This is a genomic window from Micromonospora zingiberis (assembly GCF_004331455.1).
GTDB classification, from domain to species: Bacteria; Actinomycetota; Actinomycetes; order Mycobacteriales; family Micromonosporaceae; genus Micromonospora; species Micromonospora zingiberis.
On sequence record NZ_SJJR01000008.1, the window covers coordinates 43,527 to 67,026 of the forward strand.

The window sequence follows — 23,500 nt, forward strand, 5'->3', positions numbered from 1 at the left end:
GCCGAACACCGTTGCCCAGCGTGCGCGGCCCGGCACGGCGGGGCGAGGCGCACAGCGCATCGCACCTCGGGTTCTTCCGGCCCCGAACCCTAACCTTCTGACTCGTAGCGTTCGAGGCGGCGACGTGTCTCCTCCGCCGCGGGGTCGCCCACGTCCTCGTAGATCCGCACCGCCTGACGCCAGGCAGCGGAGGCAGCGACCCGGTCGCCCATCCTGTCCCGGGTGTCCCCGAGCCGGATGAGGGTTTCCGCCTCGTGATACCGGTCGACGGAATCGCGGAACAGCTGGATCGCCTGCTCATAGCAGTCGGCCGCGCGGGCGCGATCACCCAGGCGGTCGTAGGCGAAGCCGAGACTGTCCAGCGTGGCGGCCTGGCCGTTGCGGTCGTCGCTCCGTCGTTGCTGGACGAGCGCTTCGGTGCAGCTCGCAATGGCCTGCACATAGTCGCCGGTGGTGGCCAGCAGCCAACCGATCGCGTTGAGCGTCCGGGCTTCCCCCGAACGGTTGCCGACCAGCCGGTACAGCCGCAGCGCCTCGCGACCGTGGGTGAGCGCCTCGTCGAGCCGGCCGTCCAGAAAGCAGAGTTCGCAGTAGTTGTGCAGCGTCTGGGCCTGACCAGTGGGATCGCCGAGACGCTCGTGCAGCTCAAGTGCGCGCTTCAGCCGGTGCTCGGCCGTGTCGTGGTCACCGAGTCGGGTCAACGCGCGAGAGAGCAGCCGATTGGCGACGGCCTGCCCGGCGAGGTCGTCGATCTTTTCCGCCGCGGCCAGCGCCACCAGTTGGGTGGCGAACTGGTCCTGCCACAGGCCGCGCGGTGCCAGAAAGGTGTTCAACGCCCAGCCGATCTGCCAGGCGTACGCTTCGAAGCCGTTCTCGGCGGCCTGCTGCACCACCCGCATCATCACCCGGTGCTCCGCGGTGAACCAGGCGAGCGCCCCGTCGTGATCGGTCACCGGCCGCCTCGCGGGTACGGGCAGCGGTGGCACCGGCTCGATTCGGGGCCACTGCGGCTGGAGCAGCAGAGCCGCCGGATAGGCGTCGTGCAGATAATGGTCGTACAGGCGCGCTCGGGCCGCCTCGTGTTCCTCGGCGCGCTCCGGCGACTCCGCGAGCTCGGCCGCGTACACACGCAGAAGATCGTGGAAGGCGTACCGGCCGGGCGTGTGCTCGGCCAGCAGATGAAGCCGGGTCAACTCCCGCAGTCGCGGCGTGACGGCCGCAGCCGACATGCCGGCGAGCGCCGCGGCCGCGGCCGGGGTCAGATCCGGGCCCGGATGCAGCCCCAGCAGGGCGAACAGCTGGGCCGCATCCTGCCCCAGAGCCAGGTACGACCAGGAGAAGACACGCCGCACGTCGCCGTCGGCCAACGCGTCCAGCCTCGCCTCGGCCGAGTGCAGTTCGGCGGCGATGGCGCCGAGCGGAAATGTGGGATGGGTGGCGACGCGGGCCGCCACTATCGACAACGCCAGCGGGAGCCGACCGGTGGCCTCGACGATGTCGGCCACCGCCGCCGGCTCGGAGGCGAGGCGGCTGGCGCCGAGGCGGCTGGCGAGCAGGCTCGTCGACTCCTCGACGGTCAGCACGCTCAGCGTCAACGGCGCCGCGCACTCGGCGGCGATCAGGCCGCCGAGCCGGTCGCGGCTGGTAACCACGACCATGCAGCCGCCGGCACCGGGCAGCAGGGCACGAACCTGGGCGGAGTCGCGAGCGTTGTCGAGCACCACGAGCATCCGGCGGGAGGCCAGCAGGCTGCGGTAGAGACCCGTCCGGGCCTCCAAATCGGAGGGTATCCGGGCGGGGGGTACCCCGAGCGCCTCAAGGAAGCCGGACAGGGCGTCGGGCGGCGACACCACTCCGGCTTCGTCGTACCCGCGAAGGTTCACGTAGAGCTGGCCGTCGGGGAAGCGGTCGGCCACCCGGTGCGCCCAGTGCAGCGCCAAGGCGGTCTTGCCGACTCCAGCCATGCCGGACACCACAGCGATCACCACTGTCGTAGGCCCCTGCGCCCGGCTGTCCAGGAGAGCGTCGAGGCTGGCCAGTTCGACTCCGCGGCCGACGAACTCCGGCACCGCACGCGGCAGCTGTTCGGGGCGCTGGACGAGCGGCCCCGGCGGGGTCTCCGGTGCCGGTCCGTCCAGCCCCGATGGCGGGTGCCCGGCCAGTCCCGGGCGGTGATGCAAGATGTCGTCGTACAACTTGGTGAGTTCCGGCGCGGGATCAAGCCCGGTTTCCTCCGCCAGCATCTGCCGAGCCTGCCGGAAGGTATCCAGTGCGCCGGCCACATCGCCGATACGGTAGAGGCCCACCATCAGCTGCCCCCACGCCCGCTGCCGCAGCGGGTGCCGGTCGAGCAGGGCACGCAGCCGGCGTACCACGTCGGCCGGCGCGCCGAGCGCCAACAGCGCCCCGGCGTAGTCCTCCTCGGCGAGCAGCCGGCGCTCCTCCAACTGCGCCACCCGGCGGGCCAACGCCGGCCGCAGCGGCAGGTCGGACAGCGACTCCCCACGCCACAGCCCCAGCGCAGCGGAGAGTTCGGCCTCGGCCCGGTGTGCATCCGAGGCGGCGAGAGCGTCGCGGCCCCGCGCCACCGCGGCGTCGAACAGGTCCAGATCCCGTTCGCCTGGTCCCACCCGCAGCAGGTAGCCGCCGGCCGCAGCGGCTATCCCCTCCCAGGACGTCCCGCCGCCCAGCGACTGCCGCAGGCCGCGTACGTAGGTGCGCAGGTTCGCCGCGGCCGACGCCGGCTGATCGTCGCCCCACAGCATCGCAGCCAACTCGTTGGTGCCGACGATCTCGTTCGGACGCAGCAGCAGGGTGGCCAAGAGGAGACGCTGCTTCACCGAGCCCAGCGGAACTGGCTGGCCATCGCGGTACACGCGGATGGGGCCGAGGAGGTCGAAACGCAAAAGCACCTCAAATGTGGGCGCTGTCACCGGGTGCACCGTACCCGATGACGGGGGCGAGTTGGTGGCCTATTCGTCAGCCGTGCAACGGTTGTATGGGTTCCACCGTATCGTTCTCCCGCAACGATCAAGCCCTCGCTGGGGCCCCAGGCATTGCTCCCGCGCCATCGCGTGGTGGCTTGCGCTCCCTTCGTAAGTAAGTATTTACTTGCGGGGTGAGTCGGCGTGACGAAATCATCGACGTGGCCCTGCGGCTCTTCGCCGAACAGGGCTACCAGGCCACCACGATCACCCAGATCGAGGCCGCCGCCGGCCTCTCACCCGGTGCCGGCGGGCTCTACCGGCACATCGGGTCGAAACGTGAACTGCTCGTCGCCGCCTTCGACCGGGTCATCGACAGCCGCCGCGCCGCCCAGCAGGCACCGGGCATCGCCGAACCGGCCGACCCGCGCACCGCGATCAGCATCGCCGGCCGGGCCTTCCTCGGCTACGTCGCGGCCGACCGCGACCTGTACCGGCTCGTCCTGCGCGGCGGCGCCGACCTGCCCGTCGACCTCACCGACCTGTACCAGCGGCTGTTCCAACCCGGCTTCGACGAGGTCGCCGGATGGCTGACGCAGCTCGCCGCCGGTCGCCGCGACTTCGACGCGGCAGCCGTCGCCGCCGTGGCCTTGTCCTCGCTCTGCTACTTCGCGATCAGCGAGTTCACCTACGGCTGCCCGCCCGGCGACATCGCCCAGGAACGCTTCCTCGCGGCCTGGACCGACGGGTTGCTCGCACAGCTCGGAGCCCGGCCATGAGAATGGTGTTCAGCGGAGGCACGATCCGCACCATGGATCCCCGCCAGCCGGTGGCGGAGGCCGTGGCGATCGACGAGGGCACCATCACCGCGATCGGTGACCTGCCCACCGTCCGCGCCGCCGCCGGCCCCGGTGCCCAGCGGCACGACCTGGCCGGTCGTACCCTGCTGCCGGGTTTCATCGACCCGCACCACCACCTTTACCTGGTCGCCAGCGACCGGTACACCCGGACCTTCGACGAACACCCGGCGACGCTGCGCGAACTGCTCGACCGGATCGCCGCCGCCGCGCACGCCGACAGCGGCACCGGCTGGTTGCGCCTGCACGGCGTCCGCCCGCTCCACCTGGCCGAGGGGCGCCTGCCGACCGCGACCGAGCTGGACGCCGCCTGCCCCGACCGGCCACTGCACCTGTTCTCGGTCAGCTACCACGAGTCCACGCTCAACTCCGCCGGCCTGGCCGCCCTCGGCTACGGCACCGCCACCCCCGACCCGGGCGGCGGCCACCTCGAACGGGACCGCCGTGGCCGGCCCACCGGCGTGCTCATCGAACAGGCCAGCTTCATCGCCGAGTCACTCACCCGGCGCGCCACCGCCAGCGACGACGCCTGGGTGCAGCGCGCCACCGCACACAGCCGGCTACTCGCCCGGCACGGCATCACCCGCGTCGGGGATCTGGCGGTACCACCGGAGGGCGTCGCCCGGTACGCCGCAGCCGCACCCGACCTCGCCGTCACCGTGCACCGCTGGCACGTCGGTGCCGGCGAGATCGGCGACCCGACCGTGCCCGACCTCGACCCCGGCCACCCGCGCACCCCACTGGGCGGCTTCAAGCTCCTGGTCGACGGCGGCGAGCGGTGCGACCTGTGCCTCACCGGTACGCAGTTGCTCCGCTCGACCGCCGGCATGCCGCGGGCGTTGCTGCGCCACGGCCGCCGGGCCCTCGCCCTGTCCCGCCGTGGCGGCACCCCCACCCGGCAGCCGGACGGACGCTGGCACAACGGCCTTCGGGTCCTGGACCGCGACCGACTGACCACGGCCGTGCGCGCCGCCGTCTCCCACGGCCTCACCCCGGCCCTGCACGCCGTCGGCAACGGCGCGCTCGCCGACGCGCTCGCCGCCGTCGACGGGCTCGACGTCCCGGTCCGGATCGAGCACGCCATGGTCTGCGATCCGGCCACCGCCCGCCGCCTCGCCGACGCGGGCGTACGGGTGGTCGCACAACCGTCCTTCCTGTACGACCTCGGCGCGGAACTGACCATGCTCCCGCTGCCCGCACCCCTCAAACTCATTCCGCTGCGCACACTGCTCGACGCGGGCGCGTCGGTCGCGGCCAGCAGCGACTACCCGGCCGGCACCCTGTCGCCACTGGTCGGCGTCCAGGCCGCCGTCACCCGCCGGGTCGCCGGGGGCGGCCTCGTGCACCCGGAGGAGGGCCTCACCATCGAACAGGCCCTCGCCGCGTACACCAGGGAAGCCGCCGTGGCGCTGGGCGTGGCCGGCCAGGCGGGCGTGCTGCGGACCGGCGCCGCCGCGGACCTGGTCGAACTCGACCGCGACCCGGTCCGCAGCGAGCCCGAGAGCATCGCCGGGATCCAGGTCACCGGCACCTGGTGCGCCGGCCACCGCACCGCCTGACCCGCCTCTCGTGGCGGGTTGGCACGCCGTTTCGGCGGTAACCCGGCCCGCCATACCGCCGGGACGGCTTCGGGCACACGCGGATCAGCCGGTGCGGCGCGCCGCCGCGCTCACGACCGGTGTGTGGTGACCCTCTTGACGCTGCCGTCCGGGTGGAAGGTGCGCCACTCGCCGACCTTGCGTCCCATGTCGTAGGTGCCCCGGTCGATCGGCTCACCGGCGGCGTTCCACCGCTCCCAGACGCCGTGCTTCGCGTCGTGCTGGAAGCCGCCGCGCTGCATGACCCGCCCGTTCGCGCGGTACCACGTCCACTCGCCGGCCAGTTCGCCGCCGCGGAACTCGCCCTGCGCGCGGAGACGGCCGTCAGCGAAGTAGTGCCGCCATTCGCCGTCGCGCAGCCCGTCGGCGTACGCGCCGACCATGACCCCGCCGTGCGGGTCGTCGTCGGTCCACTGGCCCTGCTTGCGCCCATCGTCGTCAAGCAGGTTGGGAGTGGTGGGCGCCGTGTCGGGTCGCTGCTGCCGCCCGCTCATGCCGCCGGCCGGATCCCGCGCCCGCGGGTGTCGTCGCGCATCGCCGCCTCCAGTACCGGTGGAATGGTTCGAGCCCGGTGCCGCGACAGTATGCAAGCTGACACTTGCGCGTCAAGGAAGCCGTCCCAGCCGGCGATCAGCGGCAGGCGCGGATGGCAGGCCACCCGCTCGATGGGAAACCGACCGTCCACTCGCCACCCACGTGATGATCTCCAACGTCACGGCGGCACCATACTGTCCGGCCCGGACACTTTACGGATCCCTCCGAGCGCCGGCCGGATCCCGTTCCTACCCGGGCAGCTTGCCGGGCAGATCCGGGTCGATCAGATGGTGCAGCAGATGCAGCGGCGCGGCGCCGATGCCGGCCGCCGTCATCGCCTGCGCGTACGCCGCCGCGGTCGCGTCGTCCACCAGTCCGTGCACCAGCGGCAGATCCGGGACGGCGGTCCACAACAGCGACTCCAACCGGCACGAGGCGATCGTCCCAGGCAGTCCGAGCGCGGCCCCGTACCCGGCCACCGGTGGCAGGTCGGCGGGCAGGTCACGTCGGGTCTCCCCGACGTGCAGCAGGCCACCACCGGTGACCAGGATGTCGCGGTCGCCGCGCATCCGGGCCAGGGCCCGGCCCGGGTGCACCGCCGGCGGGAACGAGTCGTCCACCAGGATCGTGCCCGCGACCAGCCGGTCGACCTCGACCGGCTGGGTGGCCGCGCTGGTCGCCGCGATCACCACCTGCGCGGTGTAACCGGCGGCGGCGATCCCCGGTGTCGACGGAGACACCTCGATGGTGCCGGCGAAGCCGTCCGCCCGCAGCCGGGCGGCCTGCTCGGCCAGTCGGGGCGCGGCGGCGGGCACGTCGCAGAGCACCAACCGGGCGGGCGGGTACGGCGTACGAGCCAGCAGCAACCGGAGCGAGGACAACCCGATCGAGCCGAGACCGACCACGGCGAGGCTGTGACCCGCGAGGTCCCGGCCGGCGGCCGCCAGCGCGGCCTCCACCGTGCGCACGACGGAGACGACGGTGGCCGCGTGACCGGTGGTCACCGCGACCCCGCTGTGGGTACGACGCAGCACGCCCACGCCGTAGCCGGTGCGGGCGGGGATCATGCCGGCCAGCGACACGCAGCGGGCGCCGAGGCTGGCGGCCAGGTCGACCGCCGCCCCGGCCTCGGTGGCGAGCGCGTCCCCGGCGGCGGCCAGCTCGTCGGCGAACCGGGGCAGGCAGACGAAGCCGGTGACGCCCAGCGGGGTGGTCAACTCCTCCAGCAATCGTGGCCGACCGCCCGGAAAGAGCAGGTCGCGTACCTGGGCCCGAGGCAGGCTCCCGGCGGGCAGCCCGGCGATCTCGGCGAGCTGCGCCGGTGGCGGCAGGTAGCCGACGATCGCCGCCGCCAACCTGGACCGGCGCGTCCGGTCGGTCCCGCGTACCGTCGCGTCCACCGGCCGCGCCGCCGCTTCCAGGTCGGCGCGCAGCCAGTCCGCGAGCCGGTCCAGCTCGGCCGGGCTCACCGCCCCGGGTGCGCCGCGCAGGGTCACCCGCAGCCCGTCCGGCCCCGGCCGCGCGGTCAGGAACAGGTCGGTGCCCAACGGCGGTGGCGTCAACTCGCTCTCGGCGTCCCAGTCGAGGCTGAGCCGGCCCGCCCCGGCCTCGTCCGCCGCAGCCGCGGGCGTGGCGGACGGGGGCGGGTCGAGGGCGGCGAAGTCCAGGAAGCTGAAGAAGAACTGGGCCCCGGCCGGGGTGCCGCCGGCTCCGGCGGGTACGGCCGCCGCGATCGACGGCGGATCGTCGTACTGCCGGGCGGCGGTCACCTCGGCGGCCACGCCCACCACCTGCTCGGCGAAACCGGCCGATCCGCCCAGGCGCAGCGGCAGCATCGCCGCGCAGGGACCGAAGACCCGGTGCAGGTCCGGCAACGGATGGTCCCGACCGGTCAGCGCCAAACCGAACACCAGGTCGTCCTGCCCGGTGAGCCGGGCCACCGCCCGGTGGTAGGCGGTCAGCACCGGGGCGTACAGGGTGGTCCCGGCGTCGGCGGCCAGCCGGCGTAGCCCGCTGACCACCGTCGCGTCCAGGGTGAAGCCGCACGCCGGGGACGGTGCGGTGGCGTTTCCGTCGGCGCGGAGCACCGGCGGCCGGTACGGCGTCCCGAAGCGCCCCGCCCACCAGGCGTACGCGGCCGGCTCGGGCGGGCCGACGGCACGGTCGGCCAGCAGCGCGACGTACTGCCGGAAGTGGGTGCGTAGCGGGGACAGGTCGCCGGGGCGGCCGGCGACCAGCTGGTGGTAGACGGTCAGCAGCTCGTGGCCGAGCAGCGCGGCGCTGTACCCGTCACCGATCAGGTGGTGGGCGTGTACCAACAGGATGTGCTCGTCGGGGGCGAGCGCGAGCAGTCGCAGCCGCACCAGCGGCCACGCCCACGCCTCGAAGGGCCGACCCCGTTCCGCGGCGACCCGGGCGGCCAGCTCGGCCGGGTCGGTGAGGGTCTCGTAGCCGATCGGCAACCGCAACGATGCCGGCAACTCCTGCTGGACCGGCGGACGGACCCCGGCGGGAAAGACCGTACGCAGCATCGGGTGCCGGGCCACCAGCAGGTCGACGGCGTGTTGGAGGAGGTCACGACGCAACCGGCCACGCAGGCGCAGCCGGGCCAGCCAGGCGGTGCCGGCACCGGGAGTGACGGCGTCGGCGAGCAGAAAACCCCGTTGGGTGGCCGTCACCGGATAGGGCCCCGCCGAATCGTCGCCGGGGCCCGCGACGATGGTCCCGACCGGATCGCCGCCGCTGTCCGCGCTGCTCGTACCAGCTGCGGCCTGACCGTCGGTGCGGTCCGCGACCTGGCCGTTCACCCCGGCGATCGCGGCAGCGTCCGCGGCGACGGCGGCATCGATGGCGGTGGCGAGTTGCCGCAGGGTGCGGTGCCGGTAGATGACAGTGGGCCGCGGGGTGGCCGGGAACTGCCGCGCGGCGCGGGCGAAGACCTCCAGGGCCAGGATGGAGTCGCCGCCGAGGACGAAGAAGTCGTCGTCCGGCCCGATCGTCGGCAGGTCGAGCAGGTCCCCCCAGATCCGGGCCAGTCTCGCCTCGGTGTCCCGGTCGCCGGCCTCGGCGGCGCCCGACCCGGCGGCGGTCGCGCTCTGGTGGCCGCGGCCGCAGGCCACCTCGGTCCAGGGCTGCTGGCCCTGCCGACTGGTGGACGGCGGAACCGGCGCGGACGCCGGTGCGATACCGGCGTGCGCGCGGAGCCGATCCCGGTCGACCTTGCCGGTGGGGGTCAGCGGGAGGACCTCCAGCAGGTGCAGGCGGGCCGGGATCAGTTGCTCCGGCAACCGGTCGGCGAGATATCCGCGCAGCTGCGCCACGGTCGGTTCGGTTCCGGGTGCCGACGCGACGAAGGCGTGCAGGCGTGGGTGCGGCTCGGCCTGGTGCAACACCGTCGCGGCGGCCACCGCCGGGTGAGTGCGCAGCACCGCCTCGATCTCGCCCGGTTCCAGCCGGTACCCGTGGATCTTCACCTGATCGTCGAGGCGGCCGAGGAACTCCAGCGTGCCGTCCGGGGCGACTCGGCCCCGGTCGCCACTGCGGTAGTAGCGCTCGCCACCCTGCTCGACGAAGGCGGCGGCGGTCAGCTCCGGCTCGCCGAGATAACCGGCGGTGATACCGACGCCGCCGAGGAGCAGCTCACCGGCCACGCCGGGTGGGCAGGGAATCCCGTGCGGGTCGACCACACGTACCTCGGCCCCGCCGACCGGCCGGCCGATCGGCAACCGGTGCACCACGTCGTCGGGACGGGCGTCGATCAGATGCCAGGTGGCGTTGATCGTCGCCTCGGTCGGGCCGTACAGGTTGGTGATCCGGCAGCCGGCGCCGAAGAGGTCGAACCAACGGCGTACCGGCACCGGGGACAGCTCCTCCCCGCCGACGTGCACCCAGCGCAGGGCGCGCAGATCCGGCGGTACGCCGTCGCGCGTCGTACGCTCCTCGGCGGCCCGCAGCAGCCGCTCCCAGAGGGTGGGTACCGAACTCCACACGGTGAGCCGGTCGCGCTCCAGCCGGGACAGCAGCGCCGCCGGGTCACGCAGTTCCGACCGGCCGAAGGTGACCACGGTGGCCCCGACCAGCAGCGGCGCCAGGATCTGCCGGACCGCCGCGTCGAAGCAGATCGACGCGGTCTGGGCCAGCCGATCCCCGGCGTGGTAGCCGAAGGTGTCGATCGCCCAGTCGAGGTAGTTCATCATCGACCGGTGGGTGACCGGCACCCCCTTCGGTCGTCCCGTCGATCCCGACGTGAAGATCACGTACGCCGTGTCCTGCGGCGCGGCCGTCGGCATCCCGGTCGGCACCGGGTGGGTTTCCGCGCCCAGCCGGACCGGTCGGGCGGTGCCGGCGAGCCGGGCGACGGTGCCCGCGCAGTCGTCGTCGTGCAGCACCACCGTGACGTCAGCGCGGTGCAGTTGGCCGTCGAGTCGGGCCGGGGGATGGGCGGCGTCCAGCGGCACCCAGGCGGCTGCGGCGCGCAGAATCCCGACCACCCCGATGATCGAGTCCGGGCCGGGTGCGGTGAGCAGCCCAACGTGCTGGCCGGGGCGGACCCCGTGGGCGGCCAGCTGCCCTGCCACCCGGTCGGCGGCCCGGTCCAGCTCCCGATAGGTCAGTGCCCGCCGGCCGTCGGTCACCGCCACCGCGTCCGGGGTACGCCGGCAGACCAGCCGAATGCGGGCACTGACGTCCCCGGTCTCGGCCACCTGCCGTACCGTGTCGGCGGGCTCCGGGCGTGCCCCGGCGACCCCGCGCGCCGGCTGCCACCCGTCGAGACCGACGATTTCCCGCTGCTGCCCGGCGGCGAGGTCGACCAGTTCGCGGTGATGCTCGGCGGCGAGCCGGGCCACCGTCTGCCGCCGGAACAACCGCAGCGGGAAGTTCCACGACAGTCGAAGCGTCGTTCCCGACTCCCACCACAGCAGGCTGAGCTGGGTGGCGGCGGAACCGGAGCCGGCCGCCGTGGGAGCGACCGCCACCGGGCAGTCGGGGTCGGTGGTGACCGGGAAGCGGGCGAAACTGAACCCGGCCGGGCTGGCGGTACGCGGGCCGCCGCCGCTCGGGCGCAGCAACCGGGCCAGATCCAGGCTGGACACCGAACCATGGCGCTGCGCCTCACTCCAGGACCGCCGGAGCCGGTCGGCCATCCGCGCGACCGGCTCGGCCGGGTCCACCTCGGCCAGCAGCGGCAAGGTGTCGGCGAACGGGCCGACGATCCGCTCGATGCCGGGCATCCGGGCGTCGCGCCCGGCCCGCGCCACGTTGACCGGAACCCGCCGCTGTCCGCTCCACCTCGCCAGGCACCGGAGGTACCCGGCGAGGAGCAGATGGAACAGGGAGACGCCGGCCTCGGCGGCCCGCTCCCGCAGCCGCGCCACCAGCAGGTCGTCCAACTCCTCCAGGTGAGTCACACACGGCGGTGCGGGCAGCCCCGCCGGATCGCCGTCGTACGGCAGCCGCAGCGTCCACCCCGGCTCGTCCAACGTCCGGCGCCAGTAGGCCAGGTCCGCCTCGCGGGGCGGGACGGCGGCAGCGGCGAAGCCGACGAAACTCCCGCTGGCGGGCCGGACCGTGGGGGTACGTCCGGCCGCCAGCGCGGTGTAGTCGGCCCATAGTTGCTCGCTGAGCAGGTTGAGGCTGAACCCGTCGGCCGCCGCGTGGTGCAGCAGCAGGATCAGGTGGGCGAGGTCGGGGCGTTCCTGGGCGAGCACCGCGCGCAGCGGCGGTTGCCGGGTCAGGTCCACCGGGGTGTTGCAGAGCCGCTCCTCCAGCGCGGTCAGTGGGCCGGTCAGCGGCTGCACCTCGTACCTCGTGCCGGCCGGCGCACCGATCACCTGGCGTGGATCGGTGGCGTCGGCGACGAACCGGACCCGCAGCATCGGATGCTGGGCGACGAGACCGGCCAGGGCCTGGCCGAGCAGGTTCGCGTCGAGCGGCCCGGTGACGGTCTGCCGGACGAAGGCGTAACTGGCCACGCTCGGGTGCAGTCGCTCGTTGACGTACCACGCCCGCTGCACGGCGGTCAGCGCGACCGGTTCCCCGTCGGCGACCGGCACGGCCGGAAACACTGCCCCCGCCGACAGCGCCGAGGACGCGGCAGCGCCGACCGGCGGCACGGCCTGGCTGAGCGATGGTGCCGGCGGTACGGCCTTCTCGGCTGGTGGTGCCGGCGGTGCGGTACCGGACTCCGCCAGGGCGGCGGCCAGCGTGGCGACGGTGGTGTACTCGAAGAACAGGGTCACCGGCAGTTGCCGGCCGAGTTCGTCCTCCAACCGCTTGACCAGGTCCACGGCGGCCAGCGAGTCCAGCCCGAGGGCGAGGAACGAGACGTCGTCGGCGATCTCCTCACTCGCGCGGTGCAGCGGCTCGGCGAGCAACCGGCGCAGCAACCGAGCCAACTCCTCGACGCCCGGCTGGCCCACGTCCGGGCCGTCGACCCGAACGCCGGCCGGGACCTGCGGCAGACCGGCGACCGCAAGCCCGGCCGGTTTCGGGGCCGCAGCGGCCGGCGTCGGTTCGGGCCGCACGGCAGGCACACCACCGCCACCCGGACGCAGGTCCGCGACGATCAGGTGGGCGGCATCGACGTCCCGGGCGGCCTGCAAGGCCCCCACGGCGGCCCGTACGGTCAGTGCACCGGGAGACTCCCGGCGGGACCCGGCGCCGCCTCGGGCCGCCATCCCGGTGTCGGTGACGGCGGCGAAGCCGACCGACTGGAAGGGACGTCCGGCGGCCCGCTGCGCGGCGGCGAACGCATCGAGGTACCCGTTGGCGGCCGCGTAGTCGCCGATCGCCCCGGCCAGGCCGGGCAGCACCGCGCTGACCGAGGAGAAGCCCACCAGGGCCGCCCGGCCGTGACCATGCCGGCGCAGCGCCTCGGCCAGCAGGTAACTGCCGCGCACCTTGGGCGCCAGCACGGCCAGCACGTCCGGAACGGACTTCGCCGCCAGGGTGCCGACCCGGACCGTTGCGGCGGCGTGCCAGACGGTCTGCACCCGGGGCAGCCCGGCGAACAGCGCGTCGACGTCGGCCGGCACGCTCACGTCGCAACGCTGGTACGTCGCGGCGGCACCGGCCGCGGTCAGCTCGTCGAGCAGGCCGTCCGGGGCCTGCGCCGACCGCCCGGCGAGCAACAGCGTCGGTTGTCCCTGGCGGGCCAGGGTACGGGCCAACTCGGCGCCGATCCCGCCGCCACCGCCGACGATCACGTGCACCCCGTCGGAGGGCTGCGGTGCGCCGGACCGTGCGGCCGTACCGCCAGTCGACACCAGGTACCGGCCGAGCCGGCGTCCGGCCCGCCAGGCCGTCCCGGTCAGCTGGCCGCCGTGCGTCGTCGCGTCGGCGAGCTGCCCTCCGGACGCCTCCCGGCACACCGCCTCCACCCGGGACGGCACATCATCCACACTCGACAGATCGATCACCCGGGTACGCAGGCCGGGACGTTCGTCGGCCAGTGCCGCGCACAGCCCACCCAGCACCGCCTGCACCGGCCGGGGACGCTCCTGCGCCCCGGCGCCCCGCACGTCCCCGGTGACCTGGACGTCCCCGGTGACCTGGACGTCCCCGGCGCCCTGGACGTCCCCGGTGACCTGGACGTCCTCGGTGACCACCAGCAGCCGGCCGAGTCGGGCGTCCGGCGCGTCGAGCACGGCCCGCAGCGCGCGTACCTGCCCCTCCACGGCGAGGTCGAGGGCCGCCACGTCGGGCGGGTCGGCCGCCGCACCGGCGAGCAGCACGGTCAGCTCCGGTGGTGCGCCGTCGCCGGCACATTCCGGCCCGACCTGAACCGTGACGCCACGTTCGGTGAGCGTGGCGGCGAGCCGGACGGCGAGGTCACCGTCGGCGCCGGGGCCACACAACCGCACCCGGGCCGGCAACTCACCGGTGCCCAACGGCGCCTCCCGCCAGGCGATGCGATGCAGCGGCACCACGGCCGGCGGCGGGTACGACCGCCGCTGAAACGGGTACGTCGGCACGGGCACCCGTCGCCGGCCGGCGTAGAGGGCGGCCCGGTCCAGCGGTCCGCCCAGAGTCCAGAGCTGTCCCACCGCCGCCAGCAGCGCCGTGGTCGCGGCACCCGACTGGGCCGCCCGATCCAGCACGGTCAGCACCCGCACCGCCCCGGCCTGCCGCGACGCGGCGGCCAGGCCCGTCGCCCCCAGGTCGACGACGGTGTCGTGCCCGTCGTCGCGCACCTGTCCCAGGATCACGCCCGAATCCGGCCCAACGGAGCCCTCCGCCACCGCGCCGGCACGACGGATCGCCTCGGCCGGATCCAGCTCACCTCGGGCCGCCGCAGCCGCCAACTCGCCGACGCCGTGACCGAGCAGCCGGTCCGGCCGTACGCCCCAGGCGGCGAGCTGACCGGCGAGGGCGAGCCCCACCGCGACCGCCACCGGGCCCGCGACCCGCGGATCGGCCACCGGTCCGGTCAGACACCAGGACAGCAGCGGACGTCCCCGCACCGGCGTGGCGCCGAGTTCGGTGAGCCGCTCGCGGAAGACCGGCAGCCGGTCGTGCAGGTCGCGTACGGCCGCCGTGGACAGCGCCACGCCGTCGTCCGGAAGGACGAATACGGTCCGCGGCCGGCGACCGACCGGCTCGGTGTGCGCGCCCAGGGCGTCGGCGGCGCTGTCGAGCCGGGCCGCCAGGTCACCGTCGGCGACCACCGCCAGCCGGTACGGGGCGTCGTCGCGGGCGGTACCCGCGCTGGCGCAGACGTCCGCCTCGGTCAGTTCCGGATGGGCCCGCAGGTACGCGGCGAGTTCCCGCGCCGCCTGCCGCAGCGCGGTCGCCGAGTGCGCGCCGAGCGTGGCCAGGCCAGCAGCCGAACCGTCCAGGGCCGCTGCCGGTGCGGTCGGGGCCTCCCGCAGGATCGCGTGTGCGTTCGTACCACCGAAGCCGAATCCGTTCACCCCGGCGACCAGTGGACCCGGTGCGGTCCACGGCCGCCCCTCGGTGACCACCGCGAAGCCGGCTCCGGTGAGATCGCAGCGGACCGCCGGCCGAGCGTGGTGCAGGGCGGGCGGCAGGTATCGGTGCCGCAGCGCCAGCACCACCTTCACCAGCGCGGGCAGACCGGCAGAGTTGAGCAAATGGCCGAGGTTCGTCTTCACCGAACCCAACCCGCGCGGCACCCCGTCGGCGGGCGGTGGGTACGCCGCCGCCAGGGACCGGACCTCCACCGGGTCGCCGAGTTCGGTGCCGGTGCCGTGGGCCTCCACGTACGACACCGTCGCCGGATCGATCCCCGCGTCCCGGTACGCCTGCGCGATCACCTCCCACTGCCGGTGCGGGTTCGGCGCGAGCAGGCTCAGTGACCGTCCGTCGTTGCCGACGGCGGTCCCGGCCACCACGGCCAGGACCTCGTCCCCGTCGGCGTGCGCGTCGTCGACCCGGCGGAGTACCAGCGCGGCACCGCCCTCTCCGGGGACGAACCCGTCGGCGTCGGCGTCGAAGGCGCGGCACCTTCCGGTGGGGGAGAGGGCCTCGGCGGCGTCGAGCAACCGGTAACCGGTCTCGGTGAGGTTGAGATTCACCCCACCGACCACCGCGACGTCGCACTCCCCGGCGGCCAGGCTGCGGGCGGCCAGATGCAGCGCGACCAGCGCCGACGAGCAGGCCGTGTCCACCGCCATCGCCGGCCCGGTCAGGTCCAGCGCCTGCGCCAACCGGGCCGGGATCAGGTTGCGCAGGTTTCCGATCAGCGCCGCCGCCCCGCCGGCCGGGCCGTCGGTCGCCAGCAGTTGCGGGTACGCGCTCTCCCCGACGGCCGCGAAGACGCCGATCCGGTGCCCGTGCCGCCGGGGGCCGGCGTACCCGGCGCGTTCCAACGCCTCGTAGCCGATCTCCAGGAACAGCCGGGCGTGCGGATCGGTGAGCCGGGCCTCCTGCTCGGTGAGGCCGAAGAAGCCGGCGTCGAAGAGCATCGGGTCATCGAGGAAGGAACCCCACCGGGCGGCGCCCTCCGACGGGGTCCACCGGTGTGCGGGAACGGTGTCGACGGCGTCGACGCCGTCGACCAGCCGCTGCCAGAACTCCTCGGGGGTGTCCGCGCCGGGGAACCGGCAGGCCATGCCGATCACCGCGAGCGCCGGGCCGGCACCGCCCCCGCGCGAACCACCAGCCGGGTCGCCGGACGGCCGACTGACCGGTCCGGCGGCAAGCCGGTCGGCGAGGGCCGTGACGGTGGGGCAGTCCCGCAGGTCCGCCGGGTTCAACGGGGTACCCAGGGCGTCCTCCAGCCCGGCGAGCACCTCCATGGCCTTCAACGACGATCCACCGATGGCCAGGAACCGGTCGTCCGGGCCGATCGTGGCGGGCGAGCGGCCCAGCACCCGGGCCCAGACCTCGCGGACCAGCGCCTCCAGTTCAGGCCGGGACCACGCCGCGACGCGCGGATCGGCCGGGACCCTGTCCGTCGGAGTACTGGCGCCCGGGGCGCTGTCCGTCGGGGTGCTGGCGCCCGGGACGCTGTCCGTCGGGGTGCTGGCGTCCGGGGCGCACCAGCGCCGCTCGCGGTCGGCGAAGTCGCCGGCCAGGTACCGTTCGCGCATCCGGCGTCGGCGCAGCTTTCCACTGGTGGTCCGGGCGAACGCGCCGGGCGGCAACGGCAGCACCCGCACGTCGTCGTGGCCGCAGGCCTCGGCCACCCGCGCCCGCACGGCGGCGAGGACCACACCCGCCTCGGCCGGTGGGCGAGCCCACGGCACGAACACCACCACGCGTTCGCCACCGGAGCCCGGGTCGGTCGCACCGACCACCGCGGTCACCTGGCCGGGCAGGCCCGCAGTGGCCACAGCCACCGCTTCCAGGTCCGCCGCGTGGAAGGTCCGACCGTTGACGAACACCACGTCCTTGGCCCGGCCGGTGACGCAGAGCCGCCCGTCGCGCAGGAAACCCAGGTCGCCGGTACGCAGCCAGCCGTCCACGAAGGTCTCCCGGCTGGCCTGCGGCGCCCGGTGGTAGCCCGGGGCCACGTTCGGGCCGCGTACCTCGATCTGGCCGACCCGCTGCTCGGCCAGCGGACGGCCGTGGTCGTCGACGACCCGCAGCGCGCAGCCGGCCACCGGATGGCCCAGGTCCATCAGCTCGACCGCGTGCGGGCCGGGCTGCGTCGGCACCGCCCGGCCCTGGCTCAACTCGACCCGGTCCAGCACGTGCGGCACGGCCACCTCACCCGGCGGGGGGAAGGTCACCGCGAGGGTCGCCTCGGCGAGCCCGTACACCGGTCGCAGGGCCGCCGGGTCGAGCCGGGCCGGGCGGGTGTGCGCCAGGAAGGAACGCCACACCGCCGGCGAGATCGGCTCCGCCCCCACCACCACGCAACGCACCGCGCTCAGGTCGAGACCGGCGAGGGTCTGCGCCGGCACCCGGCGTACCGCCAGGGCCAGCGCGAAGTTCGCCGCGGACAGCAGGGTGGCCCGGTGCTTGTGGGCGGTGGTGAACCAGAGGGCCGGGCGCTTGGCGAACGCCAGCGGACCGATGCGTACCTGCTTGAGACCGATGGCGAGCGGGGTGAGGTGGGTGCCGATCAGCCCCATGTCGTGGAAGTACGGCATCCAGGTGACCAGCACGTCGTCCGGGCCTGCCGCGCTGGCCAGCCTGGCCTGTTCCAGGTTGGCCAGCACGTTGTCGTGGGTCAGCCGCACGCCCCGGGGCGCACCGGTACTGCCGGAGGAGAACTGGAGGAACGCGACGTCGTCCCCGGCGAACGTGGGCAGTTCCGCCGGTGGCGTCCCGGTGCGCAACTCGGCCAGCCGCAGCACCGGCGCCGGCAGCCCACTCGCCACGGCGGCGGTGGCGTCGTCGGTCACCACCACGGCGTCGGAGAGCAGGTCCCGTACGGCGCGAACCCGGTTCGGCTCGGGTGGCAGGGGCACCGGCACCAGTCCGGCGGCGAGCGCACCCCAGAACATCGGCTGGAAGTCGTCACCGGCGTCGGCGAGCAGGAGCGCGGGTGTTCCGGGCGCGACCGCCGCCGCCCGGTAACCGCCGGCCACCCGCAGCGCCTCGTCCCGCAGCTGCCGGAAACTGACCGTCCGCTCCGCGCCGTCCTCCCGGACATGCACGATGACCTGGTCCGGTGTCCGGTCGGCGGCGCCGAGGAGCACGTCCAGCAGACCTCGGCGGGCACCGGGCCCGATCGCAGTCGACACAGCAGGATGGTAGGTCCCCATGATCTTCGGCTGACAGCCGGTGGCGGCGATCGCCAGTGGGCGGACCCGTTCGTGCCGCTGCGGTCAGGAGACGCCTGGACCGGTGCCCGCGGCGGTCACCGGCCGAGCAGTGTCCACCGTGGCCCCCGGAGCACCGTTCATGCTGGCCGGGTCGGTGATCGGACGGGAGACCATCTCGTCGGTCGGGATCGGTCCCGCGCAGGACGGGCAGACCACGACCAACTCGACCGGGTGATCGCAGCGGGCATGCACCATCTCCCGGTTCGGTTGATGGTCACCGCAGTGCTTGTCCCCCCACTGCATCAGCGCGGTGAGCACGGGCGCCAGCTCCCGTCCGCGCGCGGTGAGGTGGTACTCGTGGCGTACCGGCCGGTCCCGGTAGGGGACACGCTCGAAGATGCCGGCCTCGACCAGGGTGTTGAGCCGCTGGGCGAGCACGTTGCGGGCAATGCCGAGGTTGCTCAGGAGCGACTCGAAACGGCAGTCACCCACCATCGCGTTGCGGATGATGAGCAACGTCCAGCGTTCACCGATGACTTCGAGCGCACGCGCGATCGAGCAGTCCTGTCCATACCCGCGGGAAGACATTGATCCATCGTAGAGGCCACCAGGTCGGCCTTGCGTGGTGGAAATTGCGAACCTCACTACGTTTTTCCCCTGGGCACCGGGGCGCCCTCGTGCCGCAGCAACAGCAACGCCGCGAGCAGGCCGACCACGGCGAGGCCACCGGCCACCGCGAGCGCCGTGTGCAGGCCGCCGTCCACCGATGTCGGCAACTGGGCGGTGACAGGTGCCGCCTGGTGCGCGACGAGTACGGCCGACATGACGGCCAGCCCGATCGCCCCACCCAGACTGAACGAGGCGTCGGTGAGGCTTGAGGTGGTGGCGGAGTCGGCCTCGGTGGCGCCAAGGGTCACGGCGATCTGCGCGGCCACGAAGGCGGCTCCGGCGCCGACGCCGACCACGGGTAGCACACTGAGGAAGTTCCCGGTGGCCAGCGGGCCGTTGACCATGGCCAGGGCCAGCAGGCCGGCACCGGCGAGGGCCATGCCCGCCAGTGCGACCGTCCGCAGCCCGTGCCGTAGCACCACGGCCTGGCCCACGTACGAGCCGACCACCGACGGCAGGGTCAGGGCGACCATCAGCGCACCGAACCCGGTGGCGGACAGGCCCAGCGTCTCCTGGCCGTACAGGGTGATCAGCAGCAGCACCCCGTCGACCACCGTGCCGGCGGTGAACAGCACGACCAGGCCACCCACCCGGGTGCGGGAACGCAGCAACCCAGGGCGCACCAGGGGACGCGTGCTCCGCGCCTCGATGGCCAGGAAGAGCAGCAACAGCACCAACGCACCGGCCAACCGCAGCAGCGCAATGCCGGTGGAACCACCGGGGACGAACGCCGCGACGATCGTCCAGCCGATCAGGGCCAGGGCACCGATCAGGCTGGCCGCGCCGGCCACCTCCAGCGGATGCCCGGCAGTGGCGCAGCCATCGGCGGGCAGGATCGGGGCGAGCAGCGCGGCGACGATCCCCACCGGCACGTTGACGAGGAACACCCACCGCCAGCCGAGACCATCGGTGAGCAGGCCGCCGAGCAGCAGCCCGGCGGTGCCGCCGAAGGCGCCGATCAGCGTCCACAGGCCGAGCGCGCGGGCTCGGGCGGGACCGTTGCCGAGAGCGGTGGCGAGCAGCGGCAGCGCGGTCGTCGCGACAAGTGCGGCGCCGATGCCCTGCAACGCGCGGGCACCGATCAGCACCCCACCCGACCAGGCCACCGCCGACAGCAGCGAGGCGGCGGTGACCACCACCAGGCCGGTGGTGAACAGCCGGCGGCGGCCGAACAGTTCGGCCAACCGGGTGCTGAACAGCAGTACGCCACCGAAGCTGATCAGGAAGGCCGACATGAACCAGTGCACGGTCGCCGTGGACAGGGTCAACGCCTGCTGGATGCTCGGAATCGCGACGTAGACGATGGTGCTGTCCACCGCCACCATCAGGAACGACGCGCCGAGTGCGCCGAGGGCCAGCCACTGCCGTCCGCCGAGATGTGCCGCCGATGCGGACGCTCCGCTGAAGTTGTCCACCATGCCAGCCCCTTGGTTCCCCCGTGGTGCGGAAGCTAGTTGCATCTGGCGCGCGTCAGACGTGCCGTGAGCGGTTAACGGCCGCAGTGGCCACGGGTACGACGAACGGACCCGGGGTGCGACCGGGTTGTCTCTGGGTGGGTGGCCAAGGCTGTCGCGCGTGCGGGACCGCCCACCACCACGTCGGTCCGGTTTTGAAACTTACGTGGGCCAATGAAGATAGCAGTCGGGCGTCCCCAGCACGACCCTGTCGTGTCTGAGTTGCCCGGCTATGCCGCGCCCACCTTGCGGTCGTCTCGGGTCACCGGCCGGTGGCGTGGGTTTCGGGTGCAGGTCGCGGCGGTGGGCTGCGTTCGGGTGGGGGTAGGTAAGCGCAATTCCTCCACCCGGGAGGAGCGTGCCTTCTTCGTTCGTGACCTGGGTGCGGGCCCGGCCGGGACCGGGGACCGGGCATCCGTCGGACGCGGTCGAGGAACCCCATCGGCCGGGGAGGTCGATGCGTCCGGCGGGCCGGGGCGGGTCACCCATGGCAGACGGTCGCCAGGACCGGGCGGTGTGTACCGGCACGTCGGGCGTCCGGTGGCGACGGGCATGCCTCGACGGGCGGGGCGGCCCGGCGGTTCCGGACGGGGAGACCGGGGCGCTGGTGAGGCGAGCCGTGGACGGCAGCGAGACCGGCTCGGCGGGCGGTGGCGGCGGTACGGCCGACCCGCAGGCGGGACGACCGGGGACCAGCAAGCCGCACCGGGTCGGGTCTGCGGTCGTGGTGCCGGTCCCACCAGGGATGGGGCCGAGCGTCCCGAACCGGCCGCCGGCCCGTGGGTCCGCGAGCGGGCCGACCTCATCGTCGTCAACGAGGTCGGACCGGACCGGATCGTCGGCGCCCCGTCGCTGGCCCGCCGGCTCGTGGGCCGGCTTGTGCCGGGGCCCGGTGGATCGAGTTCGGTGCCGGTGATGGCGCCGTGCGGACGGCGCCGCCATCGGTGACCGCGAGATGGACAGTGGACGGTGCCGACCTGGCCGCGCTTCTGGACCGAAGGGCTCAGGGCACGGGCAGGGCCAGCAGGATAGGTGGGTCGAGTGGGGTCATCCGGCGCAGTTTCAGGTCGGCCTCCATGGAGCCGGGCCGGCGACAGATGGTCAGCGGCCCGTGGGTGCCGATCAGCGCGTCGTCGTCCGCCGAGTTGGCGTGCCAGTAGTCCTGGCGATCCCGCAGGCGGGAGCAGGCCAGCACGTACCACTGCCCGGGTGGTGGACTGTCCAACCGGTAGGGTCCGGGCCGGTCGAGTATGGTGCACCGCACGGGACGTCCGAGCGGGACCGGATCGCGGAAGAGTCCGACGAAGATCAGCCGATCCTCGGTGTGCTCGGACTCGGGTGCGTGCACCGTGCCCTGGATCGCCGTGACCGGCGGTTGGGGAACGGATCGGTGGTCGAGGGGCACCTCCGGGGTCACCCCACGCAGCCGGCGGTAGGTGCTCGGCGAGACCCCGACGCTGCTGCTGAAGCGGGAGCTGAAGGTGCCCACGCTGGCGTAGCCGACCTCGTGGGTGATCTCGGTGACGCTCATGGACGTGGACAGCAGCAACTGTTTGGCGCGGTGCAGCCGCATGACCATGAGGAAGCGTCCCGGGGAGATGCCGGTGGTTCGCTGGAAGATCCGGGTGAAGTGGAACTTGCTGAACATGGCTGTTCGGGCCATGCCGTCCACGGTGTGTTGCTCCGCTAGGTCCTCCCGGATGGCTTCGATTACTCGACCGACGGCTCGCTGGATACTGTCTTCCATCGCATCCCCCAATCCGATGGCTGGTGCGCTTGTGGCGAGGGGTTTTGTGTCCGTGGCGTAGACACGTCAGATGTGGCGCGTGGCGATACGCCGTCCCGCGTACCGGGTTCAGTTAACCCGGGTACCAATTGCGGGTGAAAATACCTTGGCGATTGACGTAGGGAAATTACGCGGTGACGCTGGGTTATGCTAGCCCTGCTGGACGCCGCAATCAACTGCAAACTCATGCAGGTCAATGCGCGGTTTACTTCGAGACTGGTCAGGCCAGGAGAAACTGGACGCTTGCCTCGTATGCGGTGACAGCAGCATTTGTTGCCGGTGCCGGTTGACTGTTCCATCCAGTTTGTCGGGGTGTCCACCCGGCGGAACGTTGGTAAATGGGACGATCCGCCGCCCCGGCGGGTGGACGAACTGTGCGAGACGGATATCCGACGCCCCATCGCGTGGTATCCGCTTGACTGACCGGGGCTACTGATGACGCACCCGGGCGAACTGCCCGGGGCTGCGTCCCGGCCCGGCCGGACCCCGGTACGCCTGGGCGATGTCCAACCAGTGCTCGGCGTCGCTGCCGACCGCCCGGACGGCCAGGTCGTCGCGGTGCCGGCGGCGCGTGACGAGCAGGCAGAAGTCCTCGGCCGGACCACTGATCCGCTGCTCGGCGTCGTGCGGGCCGAACTCCCACAGCGCGCCGGAGGGTGCGGTGATCTCGAAACGGAACTCCACGTCGGGTGGGGTCAGGCCGCGCGCCAGGTAGCCGAAGTCCCAGGTCCGAACGGCGAACCCGACCAGGTGGCCGAGCCGGTCGGTGGGCGTAGGGCGGACGCCCAGTGCGTCGGCGACGTCCCGGCCGTGCCCGAAGACCTCCATCATGCCGGCCGCCGCGAGCACCGGCGCCGGTAGCGGCCGCACCAGCCACGGCACCGGCTGGCCCGGCGGGACCGCGGCGAGCGCCTTCTCGGCGGTGGCCCGCTCGGTCCGCCAGCGCGACAGCAGGACCGCGGGTGGCTCGACCACGAAGTCGGCCATGGCGGCCGCCACGTTGGCGTCGAAGTCGTCGCTGAGCCGCGAGGCCACCTGCTGGAACGTGGCCGGCTGCGCGGCGGCCAGCCCGGCGAGCCGGAAGGTGGCGGCCAGGTGGGCGATCTGGTGCCGGATCGCCCAGCCCGGGGCCGGCGTGCTGATGTCCCACTGGTCGGCGTCCAACCCCGCCACGAGGGCGTCGAGAGCCTCGCTCTCCGCAGTGAGGTCGGCGATCACGTCGGGTGCCTGTGTCACGTCGATGTCCTCTTCCTGAATGGGTGGTCGGCGGCCCGTTCCGCCACGGGTGGTCGGGCGTATTGCTAGGTGCTCGTCCAATTAGCGGACGTCATTACCGATGGGGCGGATATAGTGATTTTTGGTGGGCACTGCGGTCGGTTGATGAAATTGCCTGATATGCGACGGAGCGCCCTGTGGTGCGTGATCACGTCGAATAGACTTTCCGAGTGTGCCCCAGCCGGCGTCCTTATTCCTTCTTTGTTCGTGCCGTCAGGCGGTCGACC

At 73.4% G+C, this 23,500-nt stretch carries 9 protein-coding genes; 2 read left to right on the top strand and 7 right to left on the bottom strand.

Annotated features, from left to right (window positions below; all coding sequences use genetic code 11):
- Window positions 1–89 precede the first annotated feature (89 nt).
- Window positions 90–2,840: an AfsR/SARP family transcriptional regulator gene (locus tag E0H26_RS14015; RefSeq protein ID WP_240742160.1), complete on the bottom strand. Its 2,751-nt coding sequence runs from the start codon at window positions 2,838–2,840 to the stop codon at window positions 90–92.
- Between the two features lie 278 nt (window positions 2,841–3,118).
- Here E0H26_RS14015 and E0H26_RS14020 point away from each other — a divergent pair, with 278 nt between their 5' ends.
- Both E0H26_RS14020 and E0H26_RS14025 read left to right on the top strand, forming a co-directional pair.
- Window positions 3,119–3,703 (top strand): TetR/AcrR family transcriptional regulator, encoded by a 585-nt coding sequence (locus tag E0H26_RS14020; RefSeq protein WP_131304053.1) that lies wholly within the window; start codon window positions 3,119–3,121, stop codon window positions 3,701–3,703.
- Window positions 3,700–5,340, top strand: coding sequence for an amidohydrolase (locus tag E0H26_RS14025; protein ID WP_165521863.1), 1,641 nt, complete (start codon window positions 3,700–3,702; stop codon window positions 5,338–5,340). The genes E0H26_RS14020 and E0H26_RS14025 overlap by 4 nt, the downstream gene beginning before the upstream one ends.
- 110 nt (window positions 5,341–5,450) lie before the next feature.
- Here the strand turns inward: E0H26_RS14025 and E0H26_RS14030 are convergent, their stop codons facing one another.
- From E0H26_RS14030 to E0H26_RS14055, 6 genes are all read right to left on the bottom strand, one after another.
- Window positions 5,451–5,873 (bottom strand): toxin-antitoxin system YwqK family antitoxin, encoded by a 423-nt coding sequence (locus E0H26_RS14030; RefSeq protein ID WP_131304055.1) that lies wholly within the window; start codon window positions 5,871–5,873, stop codon window positions 5,451–5,453.
- 288 nt (window positions 5,874–6,161) lie between these two features.
- Window positions 6,162–18,068: a non-ribosomal peptide synthetase gene (locus E0H26_RS14035; protein WP_206025104.1), complete on the bottom strand. Its 11,907-nt coding sequence runs from the start codon at window positions 18,066–18,068 to the stop codon at window positions 6,162–6,164.
- A gap of 84 nt (window positions 18,069–18,152) precedes the next feature.
- The gene (locus tag E0H26_RS14040) at window positions 18,153–18,677 is read right to left on the bottom strand and encodes a winged helix-turn-helix transcriptional regulator (RefSeq protein ID WP_131304057.1); all 525 of its coding nucleotides are present in this window, start codon (window positions 18,675–18,677) and stop codon (window positions 18,153–18,155) included.
- 56 nt (window positions 18,678–18,733) lie between these two features.
- Entirely contained in the window at window positions 18,734–20,176 is a 1,443-nt protein-coding gene (locus E0H26_RS14045; RefSeq protein WP_165521864.1) for an MFS transporter, read from the bottom strand.
- A 1,039-nt stretch (window positions 20,177–21,215) separates the two neighbouring features.
- Complete coding sequence (locus tag E0H26_RS14050) at window positions 21,216–21,959, bottom strand: helix-turn-helix domain-containing protein (RefSeq protein WP_131304059.1); 744 nt, start codon at window positions 21,957–21,959, stop codon at window positions 21,216–21,218.
- Between the two features lie 468 nt (window positions 21,960–22,427).
- Complete coding sequence (locus E0H26_RS14055) at window positions 22,428–23,234, bottom strand: TIGR03084 family metal-binding protein (protein ID WP_131304060.1); 807 nt, start codon at window positions 23,232–23,234, stop codon at window positions 22,428–22,430.
- Window positions 23,235–23,500 lie beyond the last annotated feature (266 nt).